Origin of the sequence: Dactylosporangium sp. CS-047395, assembly GCF_050942185.1 — a bacterium.
In the GTDB taxonomy this organism is placed as follows: domain Bacteria; phylum Actinomycetota; class Actinomycetes; order Mycobacteriales; family Micromonosporaceae; genus Dactylosporangium.
This window is the reverse complement of record NZ_CP192015.1, coordinates 10784079-10806553: the sequence shown is the minus strand read 5'-3', so window position 1 is coordinate 10806553 and position 22475 is coordinate 10784079. Positions and strand designations below refer to the sequence as shown.

At 70.9% G+C, this 22475-nt stretch carries 20 protein-coding genes and 1 pseudogene; 12 read left to right on the top strand and 9 right to left on the bottom strand.

All coding sequences use genetic code 11. From position 1 onward, the window contains the following. Positions 1-100 precede the first annotated feature (100 nt). Complete coding sequence (locus ACQP00_RS50430) at positions 101-868, bottom strand: hypothetical protein (protein ID WP_433211400.1); 768 nt, start codon at positions 866-868, stop codon at positions 101-103. Between the two features lie 148 nt (positions 869-1016). Between ACQP00_RS50430 and ACQP00_RS50425 the strand changes: the two genes are divergently transcribed. Further along, complete coding sequence (locus ACQP00_RS50425; protein ID WP_433052942.1) at positions 1017-2282, top strand: aspartate kinase; 1266 nt, start codon at positions 1017-1019, stop codon at positions 2280-2282. Between the two features lie 11 nt (positions 2283-2293). Further along, on the top strand, positions 2294-3352 hold the full coding sequence (locus tag ACQP00_RS50420; RefSeq protein ID WP_433211397.1) for an aspartate-semialdehyde dehydrogenase: 1059 nt from the start codon (positions 2294-2296) through the stop codon (positions 3350-3352). A gap of 71 nt (positions 3353-3423) precedes the next feature. Here the strand turns inward: ACQP00_RS50420 and ACQP00_RS50415 are convergent, their stop codons facing one another. Next, on the bottom strand, positions 3424-5064 hold the full coding sequence (locus ACQP00_RS50415) for a DNA repair helicase XPB (protein WP_433211394.1): 1641 nt from the start codon (positions 5062-5064) through the stop codon (positions 3424-3426). A 226-nt stretch (positions 5065-5290) separates the two neighbouring features. On the opposite strand from ACQP00_RS50415, the gene ACQP00_RS50410 reads away from it, so the two are divergent. Further along, a complete protein-coding gene (locus tag ACQP00_RS50410; RefSeq protein ID WP_433211391.1) occupies positions 5291-5467 on the top strand; it encodes a hypothetical protein in 177 nt (58 codons plus the stop codon). Between the two features lie 138 nt (positions 5468-5605). Here ACQP00_RS50410 and ACQP00_RS50405 read toward each other — a convergent pair whose 3' ends face one another. Together ACQP00_RS50405 and ACQP00_RS50400 are read right to left on the bottom strand one after the other, a co-directional pair. Next, entirely contained in the window at positions 5606-7972 is a 2367-nt protein-coding gene (locus ACQP00_RS50405) for a helicase-associated domain-containing protein (protein WP_433211388.1), read from the bottom strand. 80 nt (positions 7973-8052) lie between these two features. After that, entirely contained in the window at positions 8053-9699 is a 1647-nt protein-coding gene (locus ACQP00_RS50400; RefSeq protein ID WP_433211385.1) for a glycosyl hydrolase family 18 protein, read from the bottom strand. Between the two features lie 174 nt (positions 9700-9873). Between ACQP00_RS50400 and ACQP00_RS50395 the strand changes: the two genes are divergently transcribed. Both ACQP00_RS50395 and ACQP00_RS50390 read left to right on the top strand, forming a co-directional pair. Then, on the top strand, positions 9874-10473 hold the full coding sequence (locus ACQP00_RS50395; protein ID WP_433211382.1) for an HAD family hydrolase: 600 nt from the start codon (positions 9874-9876) through the stop codon (positions 10471-10473). Positions 10474-10548: 75 nt separating this feature from the next. Further along, positions 10549-10947, top strand: a complete 399-nt coding sequence (locus tag ACQP00_RS50390) for a cold-shock protein (RefSeq protein WP_433211379.1) — start codon at positions 10549-10551, stop codon at positions 10945-10947. 178 nt (positions 10948-11125) lie between these two features. On the opposite strand, the gene ACQP00_RS50385 is transcribed toward ACQP00_RS50390, so the two are convergent. From ACQP00_RS50385 to ACQP00_RS50375, 3 genes and pseudogenes are all read right to left on the bottom strand, one after another. Further along, the gene (locus ACQP00_RS50385) at positions 11126-11944 is read right to left on the bottom strand and encodes a 1,4-dihydroxy-6-naphthoate synthase (RefSeq protein WP_433211377.1); all 819 of its coding nucleotides are present in this window, start codon (positions 11942-11944) and stop codon (positions 11126-11128) included. Positions 11945-12463: 519 nt separating this feature from the next. Beyond that, complete coding sequence (locus tag ACQP00_RS50380; protein WP_433211374.1) at positions 12464-13156, bottom strand: futalosine hydrolase; 693 nt, start codon at positions 13154-13156, stop codon at positions 12464-12466. Positions 13157-13791: 635 nt separating this feature from the next. After that, positions 13792-15327: pseudogene (locus tag ACQP00_RS50375) on the bottom strand (MFS transporter); the annotation flags it as partial. Positions 15328-15571: 244 nt separating this feature from the next. Here ACQP00_RS50375 and ACQP00_RS50370 point away from each other — a divergent pair. Next, on the top strand, positions 15572-16423 hold the full coding sequence (locus ACQP00_RS50370) for a DUF3027 domain-containing protein (RefSeq protein WP_433211371.1): 852 nt from the start codon (positions 15572-15574) through the stop codon (positions 16421-16423). Then, complete coding sequence (locus ACQP00_RS50365; RefSeq protein ID WP_433211368.1) at positions 16410-17117, top strand: helix-turn-helix domain-containing protein; 708 nt, start codon at positions 16410-16412, stop codon at positions 17115-17117. The genes ACQP00_RS50370 and ACQP00_RS50365 overlap by 14 nt, the downstream gene beginning before the upstream one ends. Here ACQP00_RS50365 and ACQP00_RS50360 read toward each other — a convergent pair. Together ACQP00_RS50360 and ACQP00_RS50355 are read right to left on the bottom strand one after the other, a co-directional pair. After that, positions 17102-17485, bottom strand: coding sequence for a VOC family protein (locus tag ACQP00_RS50360; RefSeq protein WP_433211365.1), 384 nt, complete (start codon positions 17483-17485; stop codon positions 17102-17104). The two genes, ACQP00_RS50365 and ACQP00_RS50360, sit on opposite strands and share 16 nt — an antisense overlap. A 10-nt stretch (positions 17486-17495) precedes the next feature. Continuing rightward, complete coding sequence (locus tag ACQP00_RS50355) at positions 17496-17741, bottom strand: DUF2530 domain-containing protein (protein ID WP_433224315.1); 246 nt, start codon at positions 17739-17741, stop codon at positions 17496-17498. Positions 17742-17861: 120 nt separating this feature from the next. On the opposite strand from ACQP00_RS50355, the gene ACQP00_RS50350 reads away from it, so the two are divergent. From ACQP00_RS50350 to thpR, 5 genes are all read left to right on the top strand, one after another. After that, positions 17862-18302: a MarR family winged helix-turn-helix transcriptional regulator gene (locus tag ACQP00_RS50350; RefSeq protein WP_433067070.1), complete on the top strand. Its 441-nt coding sequence runs from the start codon at positions 17862-17864 to the stop codon at positions 18300-18302. After that, complete coding sequence (locus ACQP00_RS50345; RefSeq protein ID WP_433211362.1) at positions 18299-19606, top strand: MFS transporter; 1308 nt, start codon at positions 18299-18301, stop codon at positions 19604-19606. Before ACQP00_RS50350 ends, ACQP00_RS50345 begins: the two co-directional genes overlap by 4 nt. 86 nt (positions 19607-19692) lie before the next feature. Then, positions 19693-20475 carry a maleylpyruvate isomerase N-terminal domain-containing protein gene (locus ACQP00_RS50340; RefSeq protein WP_433211359.1) on the top strand — a complete coding sequence of 261 codons (783 nt, stop codon included), beginning with the start codon at positions 19693-19695 and terminating at the stop codon, positions 20473-20475. 886 nt (positions 20476-21361) lie between these two features. Then, positions 21362-21895, top strand: a complete 534-nt coding sequence (locus tag ACQP00_RS50335; RefSeq protein WP_433211356.1) for a hypothetical protein — start codon at positions 21362-21364, stop codon at positions 21893-21895. Between the two features lie 8 nt (positions 21896-21903). Further along, positions 21904-22455 carry an RNA 2',3'-cyclic phosphodiesterase gene (gene thpR, locus ACQP00_RS50330; RefSeq protein WP_433224313.1) on the top strand — a complete coding sequence of 184 codons (552 nt, stop codon included), beginning with the start codon at positions 21904-21906 and terminating at the stop codon, positions 22453-22455. Positions 22456-22475 lie beyond the last annotated feature (20 nt).

Sequence of the window (22475 nt, the reverse complement as noted above, 5' to 3'; positions counted from 1 at the left end):
GCAGGAGCGCAGAACGCGCGCAACATCCCCGCGACGAGGTGCCGGCCCGGTCAGGCCTCGTCGCGGCGACGAAGAAGAAGCGTCTGCCACATGTCAAGCGCTAGCCTACGGCCTTCGTCGACGGTGCGCCACTGGCTGACGGCTTCGGGGGTGGCGGGGTCGCGGTGCCCAGGGCCGTACCGTCGCCGACCGGAGCGGGCAGCGAGATCGTGTCCGGCGGGGCGACCACCTCGCCGGTGAGCATGAGTTGGCCGAACGGCAACTTGGCCGCGGTCAGGATGCCCTTGTCGCTGTAGCAGAAGGTGCCGGGGTCGATCGGCGGCGCGATCGCGGTGACCCCGGGCTCGACCGCGAAGCACGGCGCCGAGGTGCCCGCCAGCGGCTCGGCCGAGGCCACGGCCAGCGGGACCTGCCGGTCGAGCAGCACGTCGAGCCAGCTCACGAAGACGTACTGGATCCGCGGGTCGATCGCCGCCGGCAGCTTCTTGCCGGCCGCCGCCACCCGCACGCACTGGCCGGAGGGGTTGATCTGGCACTGGTACATCCCCTCGGGCCGGCTCGCGATGGCCACGTCCGCCGTGCCACCGAGCGCGCCGCCCTGGATGTCGACCCGCCAGGTGCGGTCGGTGGCGACCGAGACCAGGATCGAGCGGGGACCCTTGCCCTGGACGGTGAGCGTGTACGCGGCGACGTAGCGCTGGTCCTTGGCCACCGCCACCCGCGCCGCGAGCAGCCCGCGGGGGTCCGGCTGGGCCGCGACCGGCGTGCCGTCCGGGGTGGTCGTGGCGTCCGGCTCGGGCGGGCCCGACGAGCTGCACCCGGCCAGGAGCAGCGCCGTGAGCGCGGCCAGGGCCGTGCCGGTGGTCACAGTGATCGGAAGATGGCCGACCCGAGGTCCCCGCATCCGCGTATTCTCGCCCGGCGGCCCGGCCGGATCGTGGAACGCCACTCCCGAGGGGTTTCCGACCCCGGTAGGCTCGGCTGCGTTGACTTCTTTGAGAAGGGAGCTCGGCGGCGTGGCGCTGATCGTGCAGAAGTATGGCGGTTCCTCCGTCGCCAACGCCGAGCGCATCAAGCGTGTCGCCGAGCGGATCGTCGACACGCGCAAGGCCGGCAACGAGGTCGTCGTGGTGGTCTCGGCCATGGGCGACACGACCGACGAGCTCCTCGACCTCGCGTCGCAGGTGAGCCCGGTCCCCGCCGGCCGTGAGCTGGACATGCTGCTGACCGCGGGTGAGCGGATCTCCATGGCGCTGCTCGCGATGGCGATCAACAATTTGGGGTACGAGGCCCGCTCCTACACCGGCAGCCAGGCCGGCGTGATCACCACGTCGACCCACGGCCGGGCCCGGATCATCGACGTGACCCCCGGCCGGCTGCGCAGCGCGCTGGACGAGGGCGCGATCGCGATCGTGGCCGGCTTCCAGGGCGTCTCCCAGGACACCAAGGACATCACCACCCTCGGCCGCGGCGGCTCCGACACCACCGCGGTCGCGCTGGCCGCCGCGCTGCAGTCCGACGTCTGCGAGATCTACACCGACGTCGACGGCATCTTCACGGCCGACCCGCGGGTGGCCAAGAACGCGCGGCACATCAAGCAGATCACGTACGAGGAGATGCTCGAGCTGGCCGCCTGCGGCGCCAAGGTGCTGCACCTGCGCAGCGTGGAGTACGCGCGGCGGTTCTCGCTGCCGATCCACGTGCGTTCCTCGTACTCAACCGCCAACGGCACCATGGTCACGGGATCGATGGAGGACCTCTCCGTGGAACAAGCGCTCATCACCGGCGTCGCGCACGATCGCGACGAGGCGAAGATCACCATCGTCGGCGTGCCCGACCAGCCCGGCGTGGCCGCGCGGATCTTCCAGACGGTCGCGGCCGCGGAGACCAACATCGACATGATCGTGCAGAACGTGTCGACCGAGAGCACCGGCCGCACGGACATCTCGTTCACGCTGCCGAAGACCGACGGCGCGACCGCCATGGCCGCCCTGGAGCGGATCAAGGCCTCGATCGACTTCAAGACGATCCTGTTCGACGACCACATCGGCAAGGTCTCACTGGTCGGCGCGGGCATGCGCTCCAACCCGGGCGTGGCCGCCAAGCTCTTCGCGGCCCTGGCCGAGGCCGGCGTGAACATCGAGATGATCTCCACCTCGGAGATCCGGGTCTCGGTCGTCTGCCGTGACACCGACCTCGACGTCGCCGTCCGGGCGATCCACGACGCGTTCGAACTGGGCGGCGACGAGGAAGCCGTGGTCTACGCGGGGACCGGAAGGTAGCGTCGTCCCTCATGGGCGGTCTACCGAGCCTGGCTGTTGTCGGTGCCACCGGGGCCGTCGGCTCCGTCATGTGTGAGCTGCTCTCGTCCCGCAAGAACGTGTGGGGCGAGATCCGGCTCGTAGCCTCCAAGCGCTCGGCGGGCCGCAAGCTCACCGTGCGCGGCGAGGAGCTGCTCGTCCACGAGCTCGCCCCCGAGGTCTTCGACGGCATCGACGTGGCGATGTTCGACGTGCCCGACGACGTCTCGGCCGAGTGGGCGCCGATCGCGGTCGGCCGCGGCGCGATCGCGGTGGACAACTCGGGCGCCTTCCGGATGGACCCCGACGTCCCGCTCGTGGTGCCCGAGATCAACCCCGAGCAGGTGCGCAACCGGCCCAAGGGGATCATCGCCAACGGCAACTGCACCACGCTGACGATGATCGTGGCGCTGTCGCCGCTGCACCGGGAGTACGGACTGAAGGAGCTCGTCCTCGCCTCCTATCAGGCCGTCTCCGGCGCCGGCCAGGACGGCGTGACCACGCTGCTCGACCAGCTGGAGCGCGTCGGCGGCGACCGCACGCTGGGCTCGCGCTCGGGCAACGTGCGGCGGGCGGTCGGCGACGACCTCGGCCCGTTCCCGGCCCCGCTGGCGCTGAACGTGGTGCCGTGGGCCGGCTCCCTCCGCGAGGCCGGCTGGTCCTCGGAGGAGCTCAAGCTGCGCAACGAGTCGCGCAAGATCCTCGGCCTGCCCGACCTCAAGGTCTCCGCCACCTGCGTGCGCGTCCCCGTGGTCACCGGCCACTCGGTCGCCGTGCACGCGGTCTTCGGCATGGAGGTCGACGCCGAGGGCGCCCGCGAAGTCCTGCGCCACGCCCCTGGCGTGATCCTGGTCGACGACCCGGCCGCGGGGGAGTTCCCAATGCCCATCGATGCCGTCGGTACCGATCCGTCGTGGGTCGGCCGCATCCGGCGCTCGGTCGACGACCCCCGGGCGCTGGACTTCTTCGTAACCGGCGACAACCTGCGCAAGGGCGCGGCGCTGAACACGGCCCAGATCGCGGAACTGCTCTCGGCAGAGCTGTCCGCCTGACTTGACCCGCGACCAACGGCAAAGTGTGGTGTTTTGACACACTTCCCCCCGGCCCCCCGGAGGGAAAAGCGCTAAGCCACCACGTCGTCAGCATCAGTGATCGTGTACGCGTACCCCTGCTCGGCCAGGAACCGCTGCCGGTGCGCCGCGTACTCGGTGTCGATCGTGTCCCGGGCAACGACCGTGTAGAAATGCGCCTGCCGACCATCGGACTTCGGCCGGAGCACACGACCCAAGCGCTGGGCTTCCTCCTGCCGTGAACCAAAGGTCCCCGACACCTGCACCGCGACCGCCGCCTCAGGCAGGTCGATCGAGAAGTTCCCGACCTTCGAGATCACCAGCGTCCGCAGCTCCCCGGCCCGGAACTGGTCAAAGAGCTTCTCCCGCTCCCGGTTGGTGGTCGACCCCTGGATGATCGGCGCCTGCAGGAACTCGCCCAGCTGGTGCAGCTGGTCGATGTACCCGCCGATCACCAGCACCTGGTCGTCCTTGTGCCGGTCGATCAGCTTCCGCACCACCGGCAGCTTCGTCCGCGCCGTGGCCGCCACCTTGTAGCGCTCCTCCGGCTCGGCCACCGCATAGGCCATCCGCTCCGCGTCGGTCAGCGTCACCCGCACCTCGACGCACTCCGCCGGCGCGATCCAGCCCTGCGCCTCGATGTCCTTCCACGGCGCGTCGTAGCGCTTCGGGCCGATCAGCGAGAACACGTCGCCCTCGCGGCCGTCCTCGCGGACCAGGGTCGCGGTCAGCCCGAGCCGCCGCCTGGCCTGCAGGTCGGCGGTGAACCGGAAGATCGGGGCCGGCAGCAGGTGGACCTCGTCGTAGACGACCAGGCCCCAGTCGCGGGCGTTGAACAGGTCCAGGTGGGCGAACTGGCCGCCGCGCCGCGTGGTGAGGACCTGGTAGGTCGCGATGGTGACCGGGCGGATCTCCTTGCGCTCGCCGGAGTATTCGCCGATCTCCTCCTCGGTCAGGCTCGTGCGGGCCAGCAGCTCCCGCTTCCACTGCCGCCCGGCGACCGTGTTGGTGACCAGGATCAGGGTGGTGGCCTTGGCCTCGGCCATCGCCGCCGCGCCGACCAGCGTCTTGCCCGCCCCGCAGGGGAGCACCACGACGCCGGAGCCGCCGGCCCAGAACGACTCCACCGCCTCGCGCTGGTAGGAGCGCAGCACCCAGCCGTCCTCGGCCAGGTCGATGGTGTGCGCCTCGCCGTCGACGTAGCCGGCCAGGTCCTCGGCGGGCCAGCCCAGCTTCAGCAGCGCCTGCTTGAGCCGCCCGCGCTCGGACGCGTGCACGACGATCGTGTCCGGGTCGATCTGGGTGCCCAGCATCCCGGCGAGCTTCTTGCTCTTGGACACCTCGATCAGCACGGCCCGGTCGGAGGCGTTGAGCACCAGGCCGTGGATCGGGTCGTTGAGCAGCCGCAGCCGCCCGTAGCGGTCCATCGTCTCGGCGATGTCGACCAGCAGCGCGTGCGGCACCGGATAGCGGGAGTAGCGCAGCAGCGAGTCCACCACGCCCTCGGCGTCGTGGCCCGCGGCGCGCGCGTTCCAGAGTCCCAGTGGCGTCAGGCGATAGGTGTGCACGTGCTCCGGCGACCGCTCGAGCTCGGCGAACGGCGCGATGGCCATGCGACACGCCTGGGCGTCGGGGTGGTCGACCTCGAGGAGAAGCGTCTTGTCGGACTGGACGATCAGTGGACCTTCAGGCACCGAACCAGTGTCGCATGAGGGTGTGACACTTCCCGGATAGTGGGAACGATCCATAGCCATGCAACCGCTGGACCCATGGGATGCGTTGAAGAACTTGTACGGTCTCGGCCGGACGCGCTCGGGTGAATCAGTTCGGGGGCGAGCGCGTCCAGCCGGGGCCGGCGGGCCGTACACATCGGGAAAATCACCTGATCCGGTGACCGCTGCTCGCGCCTAGCATCGATGCATGAGCGCCCTGGCGAAGCTGGGTGTAACCGTCGTGATCGCCGCCGCCGTCATCTACTTCGTGGTCTCCTGGCGGGTGTTCAACAGCCCGCTCACCGACGCGATCGGGGAGACTTTCGGCAGCCTGGCCGTGCTGCTCCTGGTCGTCGCCATCATCGGCACGGCCAGGGCGAATTAGGAAGCAGCGGACGGTCTGTCGGGCACTGTTGACTACCGTTCGATGTCCTGAAGAGCAGTGGGGGAGCTTCGCTCCACCCACACCCCCTCAAGACCGCACCAGGTGGACTCGGGGCGGCACGTCATGGCGCAATGGGGCCTAAGCCTCCGCCTCGGGCACCGCCCCCGTGATGCGGTGCAGGGCGAACGTGTGCAGCATCTCCGTGCGCTCGTCCTCCGCCCGCAGGTACCCCGACCCCATCGACACCGGCCGGACCAGCCGCGACGCGGTAGCCCCGTGCGCGTCGACGTAGCCGACCCAGACCCGCGTCTTCTCCCGCAGCGCCTGCTGCAGCACCTCCAGCGCCTCCGTGTGCGTGGCGCCCGAGGCCCCGTTGGCCCGCACCGTCACCGGAGCGCGCCGCGCGACCCGGGCCGCGGCGTCGCCCCGGCGGATCTGCTCGATGACGCCGGCGAGCCGGGGGGCGGAGAGCCGTACCGCCGCCGTCGGGTCCTCGACCCCGCGCGAGGCCCACGTCGGGCGCGGTGCCCCGCGGCGCGACTTGGGCCGGGTCAGCACGGCCGCGCCGGTCGAGTCCTCCTGGACCGGCGGGTATCCGGCCTCCCGCAGCGCCTCCAGCAGCCGGGTCGGCGTGTGGCGGCAGGCCAGCACGGTCGGGGCCAGCCGGCGCAGGCCCAGCGGCTGCAGGCGGCGGTCGGCCAGCACCTCGGCGATCACCGTCTCGTCGTCGCTGCGCACGTAGGAGTTGGCCGAGCCGATCCGCATCCCGCCGTGCCGGCGCGCCACGTCGTCGATGAGGTACGACAGCGTCTGCGGCACCGGCGTGCGCGAGCGCCGGGCGAGCAGCGCGTGCAGGTCGGCCGCCGAGTAGCCGGCGTCGAGGCTGCGGCGGACCGTGTCGGCCGTGATGCGGTACACGCTGGCCGATTCCTGCTGCCCGAGCAGCTCCAGCTCGCCGGCCAGGGTCGGCTCGGGCGGCCCGGGCACGATCACCGACAGGTCGGCCTGCAGCAGCACGTGGTCGACCGGCGTGGGCAGCAGCGTGTCGAGGAGGGCGGCCGAGCCGGACAGCGCGTACCCCTCCGGCGAGCCGATCCCCAGCGGGTCCTCCGGATCGGGGGCCTCCGCGGCGAGCTCGGCCAGCAGCAGCCGTCCGTAGCCGGTCATCCCGTCGAACCCGGTGAGCCCGACGAAGGCCGCCTCGGCCAGGCTCGCCTCGATGCCCGCCGAGGTGCCCCGGGTGATCCGCCGCGGCGCGCGCCAGGTCAGCGTCTCGACCACCGCCGCCGGGGCCGCGGTCGAGCCGGCGGCCAGGTCGGCCAGCACCTGCAGGGCGGCGCGGCGCTGGGCCGGGGCGCCGGGCCGGGACAGCTCCGGGGCGAGCGCGTTGAGCGGGCGGTCGCGGTCGTCGCGCTGGCCGACCAGGGCGGGTGCGCGGCTCATGGTGAGCCAGGCCACGGCCAGCCGGTGCCAGCGGGCGGCGATGCCGAAGGCGCGCCAGGCGTCGTACGCGACGGTGGGCAGGAACACGCTCTCGACCCGCTTGTTGTCGACGATCTCCTCGCCGATCAGCCCGGCCGCGGCCACGATCTCCACCAGCAGCGCCGCCTGCTGCTCGTCCACGCCGACGGTCTTGGCGTAGCGGCGCAGCTCGCGGACGCCGAGGCCACCTGAGCGCAGTACGGCCGGGGGATCCTGACCCATCGTCTCGATGAGCGCCTCGGCGTTGCGGACCAGCTCCAGCACCTGCCCCGCGCCCGCGCGATCCAGCTGGGCCGGCTCGCGCTGCGGGGTCTCCATCGGCGGCGGGTCGGGGTGCAGCTGGCCGAGCGGACCGGCCTCGCGCCGCAGCAGGAGCGCGACCTCGACCGGCAGCTCCACGGCGTCGCGCCCGACGGCGACCAGCAGGTGCCGGTCGACCAGCCAGCGGACCGGCGAGTCGGACTCGGCCTGCAGGACGGCGGCGGAGACGGTGCCGACCGGCGGCCCGGCGGCCAGGCGGTCGAGCACGGCGCGGGCGGCGGGGGAGGCGGCCAGCAGCGTGCGGCGCAGCCCGGCGGCGTCGGCGACCAGCGCGCCGGCCACCGGATCGAGCTCCTCGGCGGGGCGCCCCAGCCCGGCCGGGTACGGCGAGCAGACCTCGTCCACCGCCCCCACGATCCGCAGCGCCTGGTCGGGGCCGTAGACCACGGCATAGGCGCGCAACCGGTCGATCGAGGCCCGCACGCGCGCCGCCTCCACGCCCGACTGCGCGGTGAGCGCCAGCACCGCTTCGGCCGACGAGCTGTGACCGACGCGGGTGTACCGCAACGCGTCCAGAATCTCCAGCGTGAACTGGTCCAGGGCGTCCAGCGCGCGGGCCACCGCCACCCGGGACTGCGCTCGGTGCGCGAGCGCCGAGAAGTCTGACGGGGGCGGGATGACCAGGTCGGGGCGCAGGCGGATGAGCGCCGTCAGCTCGTCGTCGGGCAGGGCGCGCAAATGGTCGGCCAGCGAAGTCGTCATCTCGCCTCATACGCTAACCGGCCGGTACGACAAAAGAGGGCGGGCCCGGCGGGCCCGCCCTCTCCGGCGCTGTTTCCTGCTTACTTCAGGCCGCTGCTCACCGCGGTGATCAGCTCGCCGTTGCTGGTGTCACCCGAGAGCTCCCAGAAGAAGGCACCACCGAGGCTCTGCGCCTTGGCGTACGCCATCTTGCTGTTGATCGTCGAGGGCGTGTCGTAGCTCCACCAGTTGTTCCCGCACTTGGCGTAGGCGGTGCCACCGACGGTACCGGTGACCGGGCAGGAGTTCTTGAGGACCTTGTAGTCCTCGATGCCGGCCTCGTAGGTGCCCGGGGCCGCGCCGGTGGCGGTGCCGCCCGGAGCGGCCTGGGTGACGCCGGTCCAGCCGCGGCCGTAGAAGCCGACGCCCAGGAGCAGCTTGTTGGACGGGATGCCCTTGCTCTTGAGCTTGGTGATCGCGGCCTCGGAGCAGAAGCCGGCGGTCGGGATGCCCGAGTAGCAGGACAGCGGCGAGTGCGGAGCCGTCGGGCCCTGCGCGGCGAAGGCGCCGAAGTAGTCGTACGTCATCGGCATGAACCAGTCGAGGTTCGCGGCCGCACCGGCGTAGTCGGTGAGGTCGATCTTGCCGCCGTTGCTACCGTCGGCGGTGATGGCCGACGTGACGAGCTTCGACGAGCCGAACTTAGCGCGCAGCGCGGCGATCACGCTCTTGTAGGCGTTCGGGCCGGAGCCGTCACACTGCAGACCACACGCGTTCGGGTACTCCCAGTCGATGTCGATGCCGTCGAAGACACCGGCCCAGCGGGAGTCGTTGACCAGGTTGTAGCAGGAGTCGGCGAAGGCCGTCGGGTTCTGCGCGGCCTGCGTGAAGCCGGCCGACCAGGTCCAGCCACCGAACGACCAGATGACCTTGAGGCCGGGGTGCATCGCCTTGAGCTTCTTCAGCTGGTTGAACGAGCCGCGCAGCGGCTGGTCCCAGGTGTCGGCGACGCCGTCGACCGAGTCGGCCGCGGTGTAGGCCTTGTCGTAGTCCGCGTAGCTGTCACCGATCGAGCAGCGCCCGCCGGTGGTGTTGCCGAACGCGTACAGGATGTGGGTGAGCTTGGCGGCCGAGCCGCTCGTCTCGATGTTCTTCACGTGGTAGTTGCGGCCGTAGACGCCCCACTCCGCGAAGTACCCGACGACCTTCTTGCTGCCGGTGGCGGGCGGCGTGGTCGTGGTGGGCGGCGGGGTCGTCGGCGGCTTGGTGGTGCTCGTCGGCGACGTGGTGACCGGCGGCGTCGTCGGCGGCTTGGTCGTGGTCGGCGGGGCGGTGGTCGGGGAGCCCCCGCTACACGCGACGCCGTTGATCGTGCAGTTGGTCGGCGGCTTGGCGCCGGAGCCGTTCATGCCCCAGCTGAAGCTCGCGCCCGCGGCCAGGGTCGGGCTCCACGACTTGTTCTTGGCGACGTAGTGCTGACCCGAGCGGGTCACGTCGGCGTCCCAGAAGCTGGTGATCTGACCACCCGCGGGCAGGTCGAACTCGAGCGTCCACCCGTTGATCGTGCTGGCGGTCCCGTTGGTGATCTTGTAGCTGGCGCCCCAGCCGGAGCCCCAGTCCTGGTCGACCGTGAACGTCGCACTGAGGTTGCCGGCGGCATTGGCGGTAGTCGTGACGATTGGCACGACGGCCCCCGCGACCGCCAAAGCGGCGGCGACGATGAGGCCGTTGCGGACGGATCGTTTCATCGCGTCTCCTGGATGGTCTCTTAGGAAACTTTCCTAAAAGTTGTGATGACGGTAGTGGCCTGGATCTCACTCGTCAATAGGAGATCGTGGTTGTATTTCGCTGGCATACCTACTGTGACCTGGGCATCCTTAAGGGTGTCTCAACAACCGGTTGTCATTGGCTTTGACCTTGACATGACGCTCCTCGACACACGGCTCGGCATCGCTGCGACCTGGCGCGCGCTGACCGCGAGCACGGGGGTCCATGTCGACGCCGACCTGGCCGTCAGTCGCCTAGGGCCGCCGCTCCGCCTGGAAATGGCGGAGTGGTTCCCCTCCGACCGCATCGAGGAAGCGGTCGGGATCTATCGGGCGCTCTACCCGGACCACGCCATAACGCCCTCAATCGCCCTGCCAGGAGCATTAGAAGCCTTGGCATCGGTACGGCGTGTGCCCGCGCAGATCGCCGTCATCAGCTCGAAGCTGGGGCGCCTCGTCGAGCTCCACCTGGCGCACATGGGCATCGAGGTCGACCAGGTCCACGGCGACGTCTTCCACGCGCAGAAAGCGGAGGTCCTGCGCGAGATCGGCGCCGCGCTCTACGTCGGCGACCACGTGGCCGACATGCAGGCCGGCGTCCTGGCCGGCATCCCGGTCGTCGGCGTCACGTCCGGCCCCTGCTCGGCCGAAGAACTTCAAGACGCCGGAGCAACGGTCGTCTTCCCCGATCTGTACCCGTTTCCGGCGTTTCTCCAAGGCATGATCTCGGTTGGAAGTGCCGTTTCGGGTGACTAGCCTTGGTGTGCAATCCCGGGCGCCCGTTGACGCGGCCCGCCCGGGACCGGGTCCGACACTGGGGAGCAGGGCAGCGTGCCGACGGGTCGAGTGAAGTGGTACGACCAGGAGAAGGGTTTCGGATTCCTCACCAGCGACGACGGTGGAGACGTCTTCGTGCACAAGGCGGCACTGCCGTCGGGCGTGGGTGAGTTGAAGACCGGTCAGCGGGTCGAGTTCGGGGTGGTCGAGAGCCGCAAGGGCAGCCAGGCCCTGCAGGTCAAACTCCTCGAAGCGCCGCCGTCGGTGACCGAGGCCCGGGCGGTGGCCAGCCGCCGCCCGCCTGAGGAGCTCCACGGCCTCATCGAAGACATGATCAAGGTTCTGGAGGCGAAGATCCAACCCGACCTCCAGCGCGGCCGCTTCCCGGACCGCAAGACCGCCCGCACGGTCGCCGAGGCCGTCCATCTGGTCGCGCGGGAGCTCGAGGTCTAGCGCTGTTTTTCAAAGAAAAGGGCCCGCCGTTTGTACTGCACGGCGGGCCCTTTTGCATTTCAAGCTTGAGTTGCGACGTGGTTCAGGCTTTCGCCAGCGACGTGGTTCAGGCTTTCGCCAGCGACGTGGTTCAGGCTTTCACCAGCGGCGTGGTTCAGGCTTTCGCCAGCGGCGTGGTTCAGGCTTTCGCCAGCGGCGTGGCGGGGACGAGTCCCTCGGCCGCGGCCCGATTGAGCAGCGCGTCCACCGCAGCGTGCCCATCAGGCCCGAGCGAGGCGGTGAACTCGTTCACGTACAGCGCGATGTGCTGATCGACCACCGCCTGCTCCATCTCCTGCGCATGCTCAAGCACGAAGCCCCGGCTGACCTGCGGGTTCTCCCAAGCCAGCCGCACCGACTCCTTGATCCAAGCGGTAGCCTGCTCCGGATCGACCCGATCCCGGTGCGCAAGAATCGCCCCGAGCGGAATCGGCAACCCGGTGTCGCTCTCCCACCACTCACCGAGATCTGCAAGCGCGTGCAGCCCATACCGCTGATACGTGAACCGAGCCTCGTGAATCACCAGTCCGGCATCAAACTTCCCAGCCGCAACGGCCGGCATAATTTCCGCGAACGGCACAACCTCAATACGCGCCGGCGGCTCCCCGGCCGACCACAGCCGCATGAGCAAATAGGCGGTGGTCCGATCCCCCGGCACCGCCACAGTCCGGCCTTCAAGCGACGCGATGCTCTGGTCCTTGGTCAGCACGAGCGGCCCACACCCCCGCCCGAGCGCCCCACCACACGGCAACAACGTGTACTTGTCCAACAGCCAAGGCAACGCCGCATAACTAACCTTGACCAGATCGAACCGCCCACTGAGCGCAGCGGTGTTGGTGACGTCAACATCAGCGAAGGTCACGTCGAAGTCAGGCGCCCCGGGAACCAGCCCATGCGTCAGCGCGTGGAAGACGAACGTGTCATTCGGACACGGCGAAAAGGCGAGCGAAAGCGTCACAAACCCGAATCTAGCCCTCCCGGCGAAGCCCGCACCCCGAGTAACGAAACCCCAACTGTGACCCTCACGACTCTGCCGCCCCACCGCCGCACCCAACCGCATCCCGCGACAAGGCCGGCTTTGTGCTGCTCCACCCCGCAGCTCGGTGTCAGTCGACGGGTCGTGTCCGCCGCCCCACCCCGCACCCAACCGCACCACGCGACAAGGCCGAGTTGTGCCGCTCCACCACGCGACCCGGTGTCAGTCGACGGGTCGTGTCCGCCGCCCCACCACGGCGCCCAACGTCAGCGCGCGGCCACGGTGGCATCTGCTGCTCCACACCACCGGCCGACGTCAGCCAGCGGCGAGCGTCGTGCCTGCCGTCCCACCACGGCGCGCAACGTCAGCGCCCAACCTCAGCGTGCGGCGTCTGCATGCGGCGACGGCGGCGTCGGCCACCCCACCACGACGGGCAACGTCAGCGTGCGGCGAGGGCGGCGTCTGCCGGCCCACCACGGCGTGCGGTTTCAGTAGGCGGTTTCAGCGGGCGGCGAGGGTGGCGAACACTTCGCGGAGTGAGGCGAGGGCCTGCGGGATTCGCCAGGCGCCGCGGTCGCGGGGGCCGACGGCGTTGGAGACGGTTCTGATCTCGCCGAAGGCGGTGCCGGGCCAGAGGCGGGCCGCGGAGCCGACGCCGAAGCCCTCCATGCCCTCGGCCACGGCGTCGGGGTGGCGCTTCTGGACGGCCTCCTTGGAGCGGGCCGAGCCGGTCACGGTCGACACGGTCAGGACCGGGCCGCCGACCGCCTCCGGGAGGGCCTGCCGCAGCGTACGCAGCAGTGCCGGGTCAGCGTCGCACCTCGATGAGCCGAAGCCCAGTTCGTCGACGCTCTGGTAGCCGTCCTCCGACTCCGCGCCCAGGTCGGCGGCGATGGACTCGGTGGCGACGACCAGGCCGCCGATCTCGACGCGGCCGGCGAAGCCGCCCGCGATGCCGGCCGAGAGGACCAGGTCGAACGCCGGGCCCAGGTGCATGGCCGTGGTCAGGAACTGCGAGGTCACGGCCGCGGCGGCCGCCGGGCCCACGCCGCACGCGGCCACCACGACGGGCGCCCCGGTCTCCAGCGCGTCGGTCGGCTGCCCCTCAAGGCCCAGCCCGGCCAGCACGCTCTCCCGTTCGGCGTCGACCGCGGTCACGATCAGCGTCCGCGAGTACCCCAGGAACGGTCTCATCGCTCGTCGTCCTCCAGCCGCGCCGTTGGATCGGTCCCCGACGGCCGGTACAGGGTGTACCCCGGCGGCGCCAGCGGCGAACCGTCCTCAACCTCCACGGCGGGCATCTTCCTCGTCTCGGTGGTCTTCCGCACGTCGTTCGCGGTTTCGGCCCCGGTCGTGGACCCCGCCGCGGCCCCGGTCGAGCTTCCCGCCGTGGCTCCGGTCGAGGTCCCCGCGGTGCGCGAGGACGACGTGCCCGCCGTGGCTCCGCTCGAGCTTCCCGCGGTGCGCGAAGACGACGTGCCCGCCGCGCCGCCAGGTGAGGTCCCCGCAGTGCGCGAAGCCGAAGACCCTGCTCTGCCCCCGGCCGAGGTTCCCGCCGCTGCTGATGCCGTCGTTCTCGCGGTGCGTGAAGCCGAGGGGCCCGCGCCTGGAGCCGAGGTTCCCGCCGTGGGTGCCGTCGACGGCTCGGACCCGCGCCGTTTGCCGAACCCGAACCACCGCTTCCCCTGATCCTCGGGCGCGGTGGCCGGTCGAGGAACCGTCGTGCGCTCGCCGCCCGAAGCCCTGCCGGGAGCGGTCCACGGCGCGGTCGGAGCGTCCGAGGCAGCCGAACCGCCCGAACCGCCTGAGCTGCGGGAAGCACCCGGGCCGCCGGGGTTGGCTGACGCGCCCGAGCTGCCAGATCCGCCAGAGGCGTTCGAGCCGCGCGAAGCACCCTGGCTGCCGACGTTGCCGGAGGCGCCCGAGCTGCCAGAACCGCCAGAGGCGTTCGAGCCGCTCGACGAGGCCGGGGTCGCGGGCGTGGCGACCGTCGTGGCGTCGCTGTCGGCCACGTCCGGTGGGGCGCCGCGCAGCTTTTCCTTGCGGAGGACTACGGCGGAGTACAGGGCCCGCACCGCCCCCAGGGTCACGAACACCGCGGCGACGATCAGGCCCCACTGGCCGCCGAAGGGGATGAGGCCGACTGCGCCACCGAGTACCCAGGCGATCATGAGCAGGGTTTCGGAGTGGGCGAACGCGCTGGCCCGGACGTTTTCGTCGATGCGTTCCTGGATGGAGGCGTCGACGGCCAGCTTGGCCAGGCCGCTCGCGACCGCCGTGAACAGGCACAGCAGGGCCACCATGCCCAGGGAGCCGCGGTCGGCGGCCAGGATTGCCACGAAGGCGGCCAGCACCAAGCCGATGGCCTGCAGGAGCGCCGGCCGGTGGATGCGCAGCCTCGTGCCGATGGCCGTGGCGAGGAACGACCCCACCCCCAGGGCGGCCGCCACCACGACGACCGCCACCTGCTGGGAGAGGTTCCAGGCCAGCAGGCGTACCGGGAGCGTGCCCTCCTTGATCGCGAACGCGAGGTACAACGTCAGGAAGCCGAACAGCGCTCGCAGCGTGGCGCTCCCGATCAGCGCGGCGATCACCACGCGGCCGCTGAGCACCTTGCGCCCGCCCAGGGCCCCCTTGAACAGGCGCGGGACGGTCTCCGGCGGGTCGGAGTCGGCGCGGGGCGGCAGTCGCAGGGCGGTCACCATGCCCCAGAGGAAGACCAGGATCGACACCCGCAGCGGCCACTGCGGGCCCCACTGGCCGGCCAGCAGGCCGATCGGCAGGGCGATGGCGCCGGCGAACGTGCCGAAGACCGAGGCTCGTGCGCCGGCCTCGGACAGGCCCAGGCCGGGCGGCAGGACCCGGGGCACGGCGGCGCTGCGGGCCACCCCATAGGCCCGGGACAGCACGAGCATGCCGAACGCGGCGGGATAGAGCGCCCAGCTCGACAGGTGGTCGGAGAGCATGAAGGCCAGGAAGGCGCGGCCCAGCATGGTCACCGCGAGCGCGTAACGCCGGCCGTGCCGGAACCGGTCGAGCACCGGGCCGACGACCGGGGCGAGCAGGGCGAACGGGACCATGGTGATCAGCAGGTAGAGGGCTACGCGGCCGCGGGCCTCGCCGGCCGGCACCGAGAAGAAGACGGTCCCGGCCAGACCCAGGGCGACCAGGGCGTCGCCGGCGCAGGAGGCCGCGTGCAGGTCGAGCAGGCGCAGCATGCCGGCCTCGCCGCCGGCCCCGCGCTCGCGCACGCGGAGCAGGTTGCGCCCGAGGAACCGGCCCGCGCGCGTGGTGCCCACCGTCGCGACCCGTGCCGCGCGCACGGTGGTCACCACGGTCTGCGCCACTCCTCGAATCACCGACATGCCACCATCCTGAACCATGGGTACGACACTTTCGGCCCCCGCGCCGCGCCGTCGTGCTCAACATGGGCGGAGCGTGTGATCAACGCGAAAAAGACGAGCCGTACGGGCCGTGCTCAACCCGGGCGGAGCGTGTGATCAACACCAAAGAGAGATCCGTACGGTGCGCCGTGCTCAACCGGGCCGAGCGTGTGATCAACGCGAAAGAGAAGATCCGTACGGGGCGCCGTGCTCAAGCTGCGCGGCGATGAGCAAGAATGGACCCGTGACTGCCTCGACTGCACCCACGCGAGGAAGCGGCCGCGCCGCCAAGCCCGACCAGGTCCTGACGGACGCGGTCGAGGTCGCCCTGCAGGGCCTGGATGTCGTCGATCCCGACCACATCGGCGCCCATCTCGGCGTCGTGGCCGAGGGCGAACGGTTGGTCACGCACTTTTTCGAGTGCGGGCTGCCCGGGTACCGCGGCTGGCGCTGGGCCGTGAGCGTGACCCGCATCCCGCGCAGCAAGCAGGTCACGATCTGCGAGTCGACGCTGCTGCCCGGCCCCGAGGCCCTGCGCGCGCCCGAGTGGGTGCCCTGGCAGGAGCGCCTGCAGCCCGGTGACCTGGGCGTCGGCGACCTGCTGCCGACGCCGCCGGACGACCCGCGGCTGCAGCCCGGGTACATGCAGTCCGACGACCCGGCCGTCGAGGAGGTCAACCGCGAGATCGGCCTCGGCCGCGCCCGGGTGATGTCCCGGGACGGGCGGCTGGAGACGGCCCAGCGCTGGTACGACGGCGATCGCGGTCCCAACGCGCCCATCTCGGTCGGCGCACCGGCCGCCGCCCGCTGTGGCTCGTGCGGCTTCTACCTGCAGTTGGCCGGGTCGCTGCGGCTGGCGTTCGGGGTGTGCGGCAACGAGTACGCGCCCGACGACGCCCAGGTGGTCTCGGCCGACCACGGCTGCGGCGCGCACTCCGAGGTGCTGGTCGAGCAGGTCCAGGCGGTCGACGAGCTGCCGACGGTCTTCGACGACAGTGAGGTCGAGGAGGTCGCGGTCGGCCACACGCCCGGCTCCGTGGACGGCGACGAACCCGCCGAGCCCTATGGGCACGGCTGAGTTCGGGTACGTCGAGCGAGCGTCGCGGCTGCGCGGCGCCGTTGTATGGAGCAAGCGTTCGCGCCGGCACGGGCCCGCGCGTATCCTTCCCGACGGCTGCATGGACGTCATCCACAGCGACGGTGAGCTGTATGTCGCCGGTCCCGACACGACGGCGCACCTGTCGTGGAGCGCCGCCGGCCAGCGATCCGTCGCGGTGCGATTCGCGCCCGGCCAGGGTCCGGCGCTGCTCGGGGTGCCGGCGTGGGAGTTGCGCGATCAGCGGGTACCACTGCGGGCTCTTTGGTCTGAAACGACAGCGCGCCGGCTGACCGAACGGCTCGACGAGGCCGCCGACCCCGCGGCCGAGCTCGAGTCCGTGCTGCTCAGGATGGCGGCCGACCGGGAGCCGGACCCGTTGGCCCCGCGGCTGACGGCCCGCCTGCGCGCCGGGTGGACGGTGGCCGGGATCGCCGCCGAGGTCGGGTTGAGCGAGCGGCAGCTGCACCGGCGAGGACTGGCGCTGTACGGCTACGGCCTCAAGACCCTCGCCCGCATCCTCCGCCTGCAGGACGCATTGGGGCTGGCCAGGGGCGGTGTCGCGTATGCCGCGGCGGCCGCGAGCGCCGGGTACGCCGACCAGGCCCACTTGGCGCGCGATGTGAAGGCGCTGGCCGGAGTACCGATGCAGGCTCTGCTTCAGAGGGCGGCGTAGAGCTCGACGCTGTTGCCGTCGGGGTCGTGCAGGACGGCGTAGCGTTGGCCCCAGAACGCGTCCCAGGGTTCCTTGTGGCCGTCGTGCCCGGCGTCGACGAGCTCGCCGTAGACCCGGTCGACCTCGGCGGGCGACGCGCACTCGAACGCGAGGCCGACGCGGCTGCCACCCGTCGGCGGGGACCAGTCGGGCATGAACGAGCGCACCGTCTCGACGGTGTCCCAGCAGAGCTTGACGCCGCCGTCGAGCACGTGCTCCACGTGCGGGCTCTTGTCCTCGGCCTCGGGCACGTCCAGGCCCAGCCGGCGGTAGAAGGCGAGCGCGCGTGGCATGTCGGCCACGACCAGGCCGAATACGTTCAGTCTCATGCGCGCCACGCTATTGTGCGGTCGGCGCGTCCGTCTTGAACGAATCGGACGCCGCCTGCTCCCGGGCCCGGCGCCGCCGCCGGTTCCGGTCGTGCACAACCATCGCGGTCAGACCCGGAATGCCCCAGATCGCACCCGCGACCGCGATGCCGAACCAGTTGCCGTGCCCGTGCGCGGCCAGGTCGTCGCGGAACGGGAGCATGACCAGCAGGGCGATGATCCACAGCGCGATGCCCACGACGGCGAAGGGCACCATCGGCGGGTCGAGCGGCTTGGGCGGCGTGGTCACGGTGCACACGGTACCTCCTGGCGCCGCACATCCGTGACCGATGGCACAGGTCGTTAGCCATGCTCATTAGGTAAGCTAACTATCGTGATGGTTCGAGTGCCCAGACTCGCCGCCGCCCAGCTCGCGGCGGCCCTTCGGGACAGCATCACCCGCCTCAACCGCCGCCTGCGTCAGGCCCGCCCCATCGGCGACCTCACGATCACGCAGCTGTCGGCGCTGACCAGCCTGGAGCTCAACGGCGCCCTGACGCCGCGCGAGCTGGCCGAGGTCGAGCGGGTGCAGCCGCCCACCCTCACCAAGATCGTCGCGAAGCTGGAGGACCGCGGTCTCATCCAGCGCTCGCCGCACCCGACCGACGGCCGGCAGGTCATCCTCGCCGCCAGCGAGTCGGGTCGCGCCGTCGTGGCCGAGCACCGCCGCACCCGCGACGAGTGGCTCGCCAAGCAGCTCATGGCCCTCACCCCGGAGGAACGAGAGGTGCTGACCAAGGCCGCCGAGATATTGGGGAGGATCGGGCGCAGCGCATGATCGGCACCACGTTCGGCTCGTTACAGGTTCGCAATTACCGTCTGTTCACCATCGGTCAGCTCATCAAGCTCCTCGGCACCTGGATGCTGTTCACCGCGCAGGACTGGCTCGTCCTGCAGCTCTCGGACAACTCCGCATCCGCGCTCGGCGTCGTCACGGCGCTGCAATTCACGCCGGTACTCCTGCTCACCCTCTACGGCGGCCAGCTCGCCGACCGCTTCGACAAGCGGCGCCTGCTGCTGTTCGCCAACGCCGCGTCCGCCGTGGTGGCCACCCTGCTCGGCGTGCTCGTCGTCATCGGGATCGCGAACCTGTGGTGGGTCTTCGTGACCGCCGCGCTCTTCGGCGTCATCAGCGCCATCGAGACCCCGGTCCGCCAGTCGTTCGTCTCCGAACTGGTCGACAAGGACCTGCTGCCCAACGCGCTGTCGCTGTCGTCGGCGACCTTCAACACCGCGCGCATCGTCGGGCCCGCCGTCGCCGGGGTGATCATCGCGCTCCTGCACGACAAGACCGGCCCGATCTTCCTGCTCACGGCCGTCCTCTGCACCGCGCCGCTGGTTTCCTTGGCCCGAATGACACCCGCCGAGTTGTACCGTGTGGAGCGCGACGCCATCGCCGCCAGCGAGGCGCGCACCGTGGACGGTCTGCGGTACGTTTGGCAGCGCCCCGACCTCAGCCTGGCCATCCTGCTCGTCTTCGTGGTGAGCCTGTTCGGCTTCAACTTCCAGCTGACCCTGGCCGTGCTGGCGCGCGTGGAATTCCACGTCGACGCGAAGTACTTCGGCCTGCTCACCACCGCGATCGCGATCGGCGCCCTGGCCGGTGCCCTGGCGAGCTCGCGGCGGCGCGCCCGACCGTCGGTTTATCGTGTTCTGGCGGCGGCCATCCTGTTCGCCGGATTCGAGACGCTCGTCGGATTCTCCCCAAATTTCGTTGCCGCGGTTGTACTGCTGGTGCCGACCGGATTCTTCATGATCTACTTCGCGCAGGCGGCGAACCAGCGGGTCCAACTGGGCACCGACGCGGCCTTCCGGGGCCGGGTGATGGCCCTGTACGTGCTCGTCTTCCTCGGCAGCACGCCGATCGGCTCACTCGTCATCGGCTGGTGCGCGGAACAGTACGGCCCGCGCTCGGGCGTGCTGGTGGGCGGCGGCATCTCGCTGATCGCTGCGGTGGTCCTGGGCGTGCTGCAGCTGCGCCGGGCCGGCGGGCGCATCCATGTGGGCTTGCGGCCCCGCCTGCACGTGCACGTTCACGAGCGGGCTTCGGGGGTGCCGGCCGTGCGACCTGCGGTTCGGTAGTCGGTTGGGAACTTGATGGCGGCGGCCGCATCGTGTTGGTGCGGCCGTCGGCGTTTTTGTCGTACCTGTGTGGTTGAGTCACGGGCATGGAGCGATCGCGACTGTTGCAGTGTTTGGCCGCCGACTACATGCGCCTGCGAGAGGTCGCGGGGGCCGGTCTGACCGCCAAGGTGCCAACCTGCCCGCTGTGGACCGTGGGCGATCTGGTGCGCCATGTCGGCATGGTGTACCTGCACAAGGCCGAGGTCATGCGGCTCGGCTCCTGGCCCGATCCGTGGCCGCCGGAGACCACGGAGGAGCCGATCGCCCTGCTCGACCGTGGGTACGGTGCGCTCACCCACGAGTTCTCCCGCCGCCACGACGGCGACCAGGCGACCACCTGGCACTCCGCCGACCAGACGGTCAAGTTCTGGATCCGCCGGATGGCTCAGGAGACGCTCATCCACCGCCTCGACGCCGAGATCGCCCACAACGCCGACCCGGCCCCGATCCCCGACGACCTGGCCGCGGACGGCGTCGACGAGGTGCTGGAGCTCTTCGTCGGCTACGGCTCGACCCAGTGGACGGAGGACTTCGAGCAGCCGCTGGCCCAGGCCAAGGGTCACGTGGCCGAGATCCGCATGCTCCCGGCGGCCCGCTGCTGGCAGGTCCAGGCCACGCCCCAGCACGTCCTCGTCACCGCAATCGACGATTCCGTCACGACGCCTCCACCTTCCGCGACGGTAACGGGCTCTCCGGTCGCACTTCTGCGATGGCTTTGGGCACGCGAATCGAACCCAACGACCGATGTGCATCAACCGATCGAGGTGAAGGGTGACGAGGAGGCAATCGCGGAGCTCCGGACTCTGCTGAGGGCCGGCACGCAGTAAGCCCTTCCCGGGCGGGCCCCCGGGAACCTGGCGGTGATGGCTGAGCAGGCGACGACGAGGGGGCGGCGCCTGCTCGGCCTCACCCACCGCCGAAGGGCTGCCCGGCGAGTGCGCGGGGGCGCGCAGCGAGTGCGTGGGTCGCGGGCCGCATTGCGAGTGCGCGCGGTGGCGCGGCGTGTGCGGCGTTGCGAAGTGCGCGGGGCGTGTCGTGTGCGGCAAGTCCGCCGGGTGTGCGGCGCGCGTGGCGCGAACGGCCTTGCAGGTGCGCGCGGCGCGCAGCGAGTGCGCGGGGCGTGCGGCGGATGCGTGCGGCGAGTGCGTGCGGCGCGGGCGCGGACGGCGTTGCGAGTGCGCGGGTGTGCGGGCCGAGTGCGCGGGGACGCGAAGGGTGCGTGCGGCGCGCGGCGGGTGCGTGCGGTGCGCGGGCGTGCGGCGACTGCGCGGGGCGTGCGGCGAGTGCGTGTGGTTGCGTGGGGCGGGCGGCGAGTGCGAGGAGTGCGGTCAGTCGAGCTGAGCTGCGCTCGCGCGTGGTGGCGACCGGTTCTTTGCTCGGCGACGCGGCGATCATCTTCCGAGCGGCGATCGCCTCGGCGCGGCGTTGGCACAGTGCCTCTGCCGGCTCGATGACCTCCAGGGCCGACGCTTCGAAGGGGCCGACGCTTCGAGGGGGCCGATGCTTCGAGGCGACTACCGGTCGAACGTGGCGGCAAAGCCCCGCCTGCCATCGTCGCGGCGTGGCAATGGTGTGGTCGTTCTCCGCAGTCCGTCATGCGGCGGGGGCGGCGGTTGCGGGGTGGGAGACACGCGGAACGGAGGTGGGGAAGTTGGCGTGGCGAAGGAGGGCAAATCGGTGGCGGTCGTTCTCGTGTGAGCTTAGTCTCAAAACGTGGGCGTCCTGCACGGCCTGCTGGTGGCTGGAGTCATTGGGCTGATCGCCGTGGCTCCGTGTTTTGTGTGCGTGCTGCTCATGTCCGGGGGTGAAGCCATTCCCCACGGGTGGGAGCGGGTTCGGCGGCGGCTGCCCAAGCGGGCCCGTGCGCGGCTCGATGAGCGGACGCGGCGGCGGCGGGCGGAGGAGCCCAGGACGAAGTGGCGGATCGGGCGGGCGCCGCGCGAAGGTGACGAAAGCAAGGAAGACGGGCGGCTCGTGGGGCCGCCGATCGAGCAGGTCGCCGGGGATCTGCGGCGGCTCAATCGGCTCCGGGAGAGTGTGGCGACGCGGTCGCGGGTTTGGTTTGTGGCGGTGCAGGAGGCGTATGACGAAGGGCTGCACACCGCCTGCGCGCAGCTGGACATTGAGCAGCATCTCGACGAGGTGGCGGGGATCGATCGGGAGCTGGAGCGGCTTCGGGTCGAGGGGGAGTTGCAGCGGGCCGGGCTTGTGCTGCGCAAGGAGATAGGAAGCGGTAACAGCGTTTGAGGGTGTTCATGGCGGCGTACCCGCCGGTCGAGGTGCGGGAGCACTTCAAGCACATGGTGGACCAACTGGCCGTGGCGCGGCCTCGGGAGCGGTCCGTGCGGCTCGCTTCGCCCGAGCGGTGGCATCTCACCGTGGCGTTCATCGGGGAGGTTGAGGATGCCGCTACCGCGATCCAAGCGTTGCACGAGCTCGAAACGGCAGCGGCGCCCACGGTGCGCATTGCCGGGGGGAAGACGCTTGGGCGCCGGCAGTTCAAGCACCTGGTCGCGGGGCTGGAGACCGATGACGAGGGCAGAAAACTCCAGCAGCTCGGCGTCGCGGTGCGGAAGGCGTTGCGCAGGCATCGGCTGCCGTTCGACCGGCGGGACTGGCAGCCGCACGTCACCATTGCGCGGCCCGGGGACGTGCTCACAAAAGAGGAACTGGCCGCGGATCTTGAGCTGCTCGACCAGTACCGGGGGCCCGAATGGCGCATGCAGGACGTACACCTGATGCGGAGCCGGCTCGGTCCCCATCCCGAATATGACGTGCTGGCCGAAGTGAAGCTGGCGCCGGCCTGAGCCAGCGCCAGCAAACAACG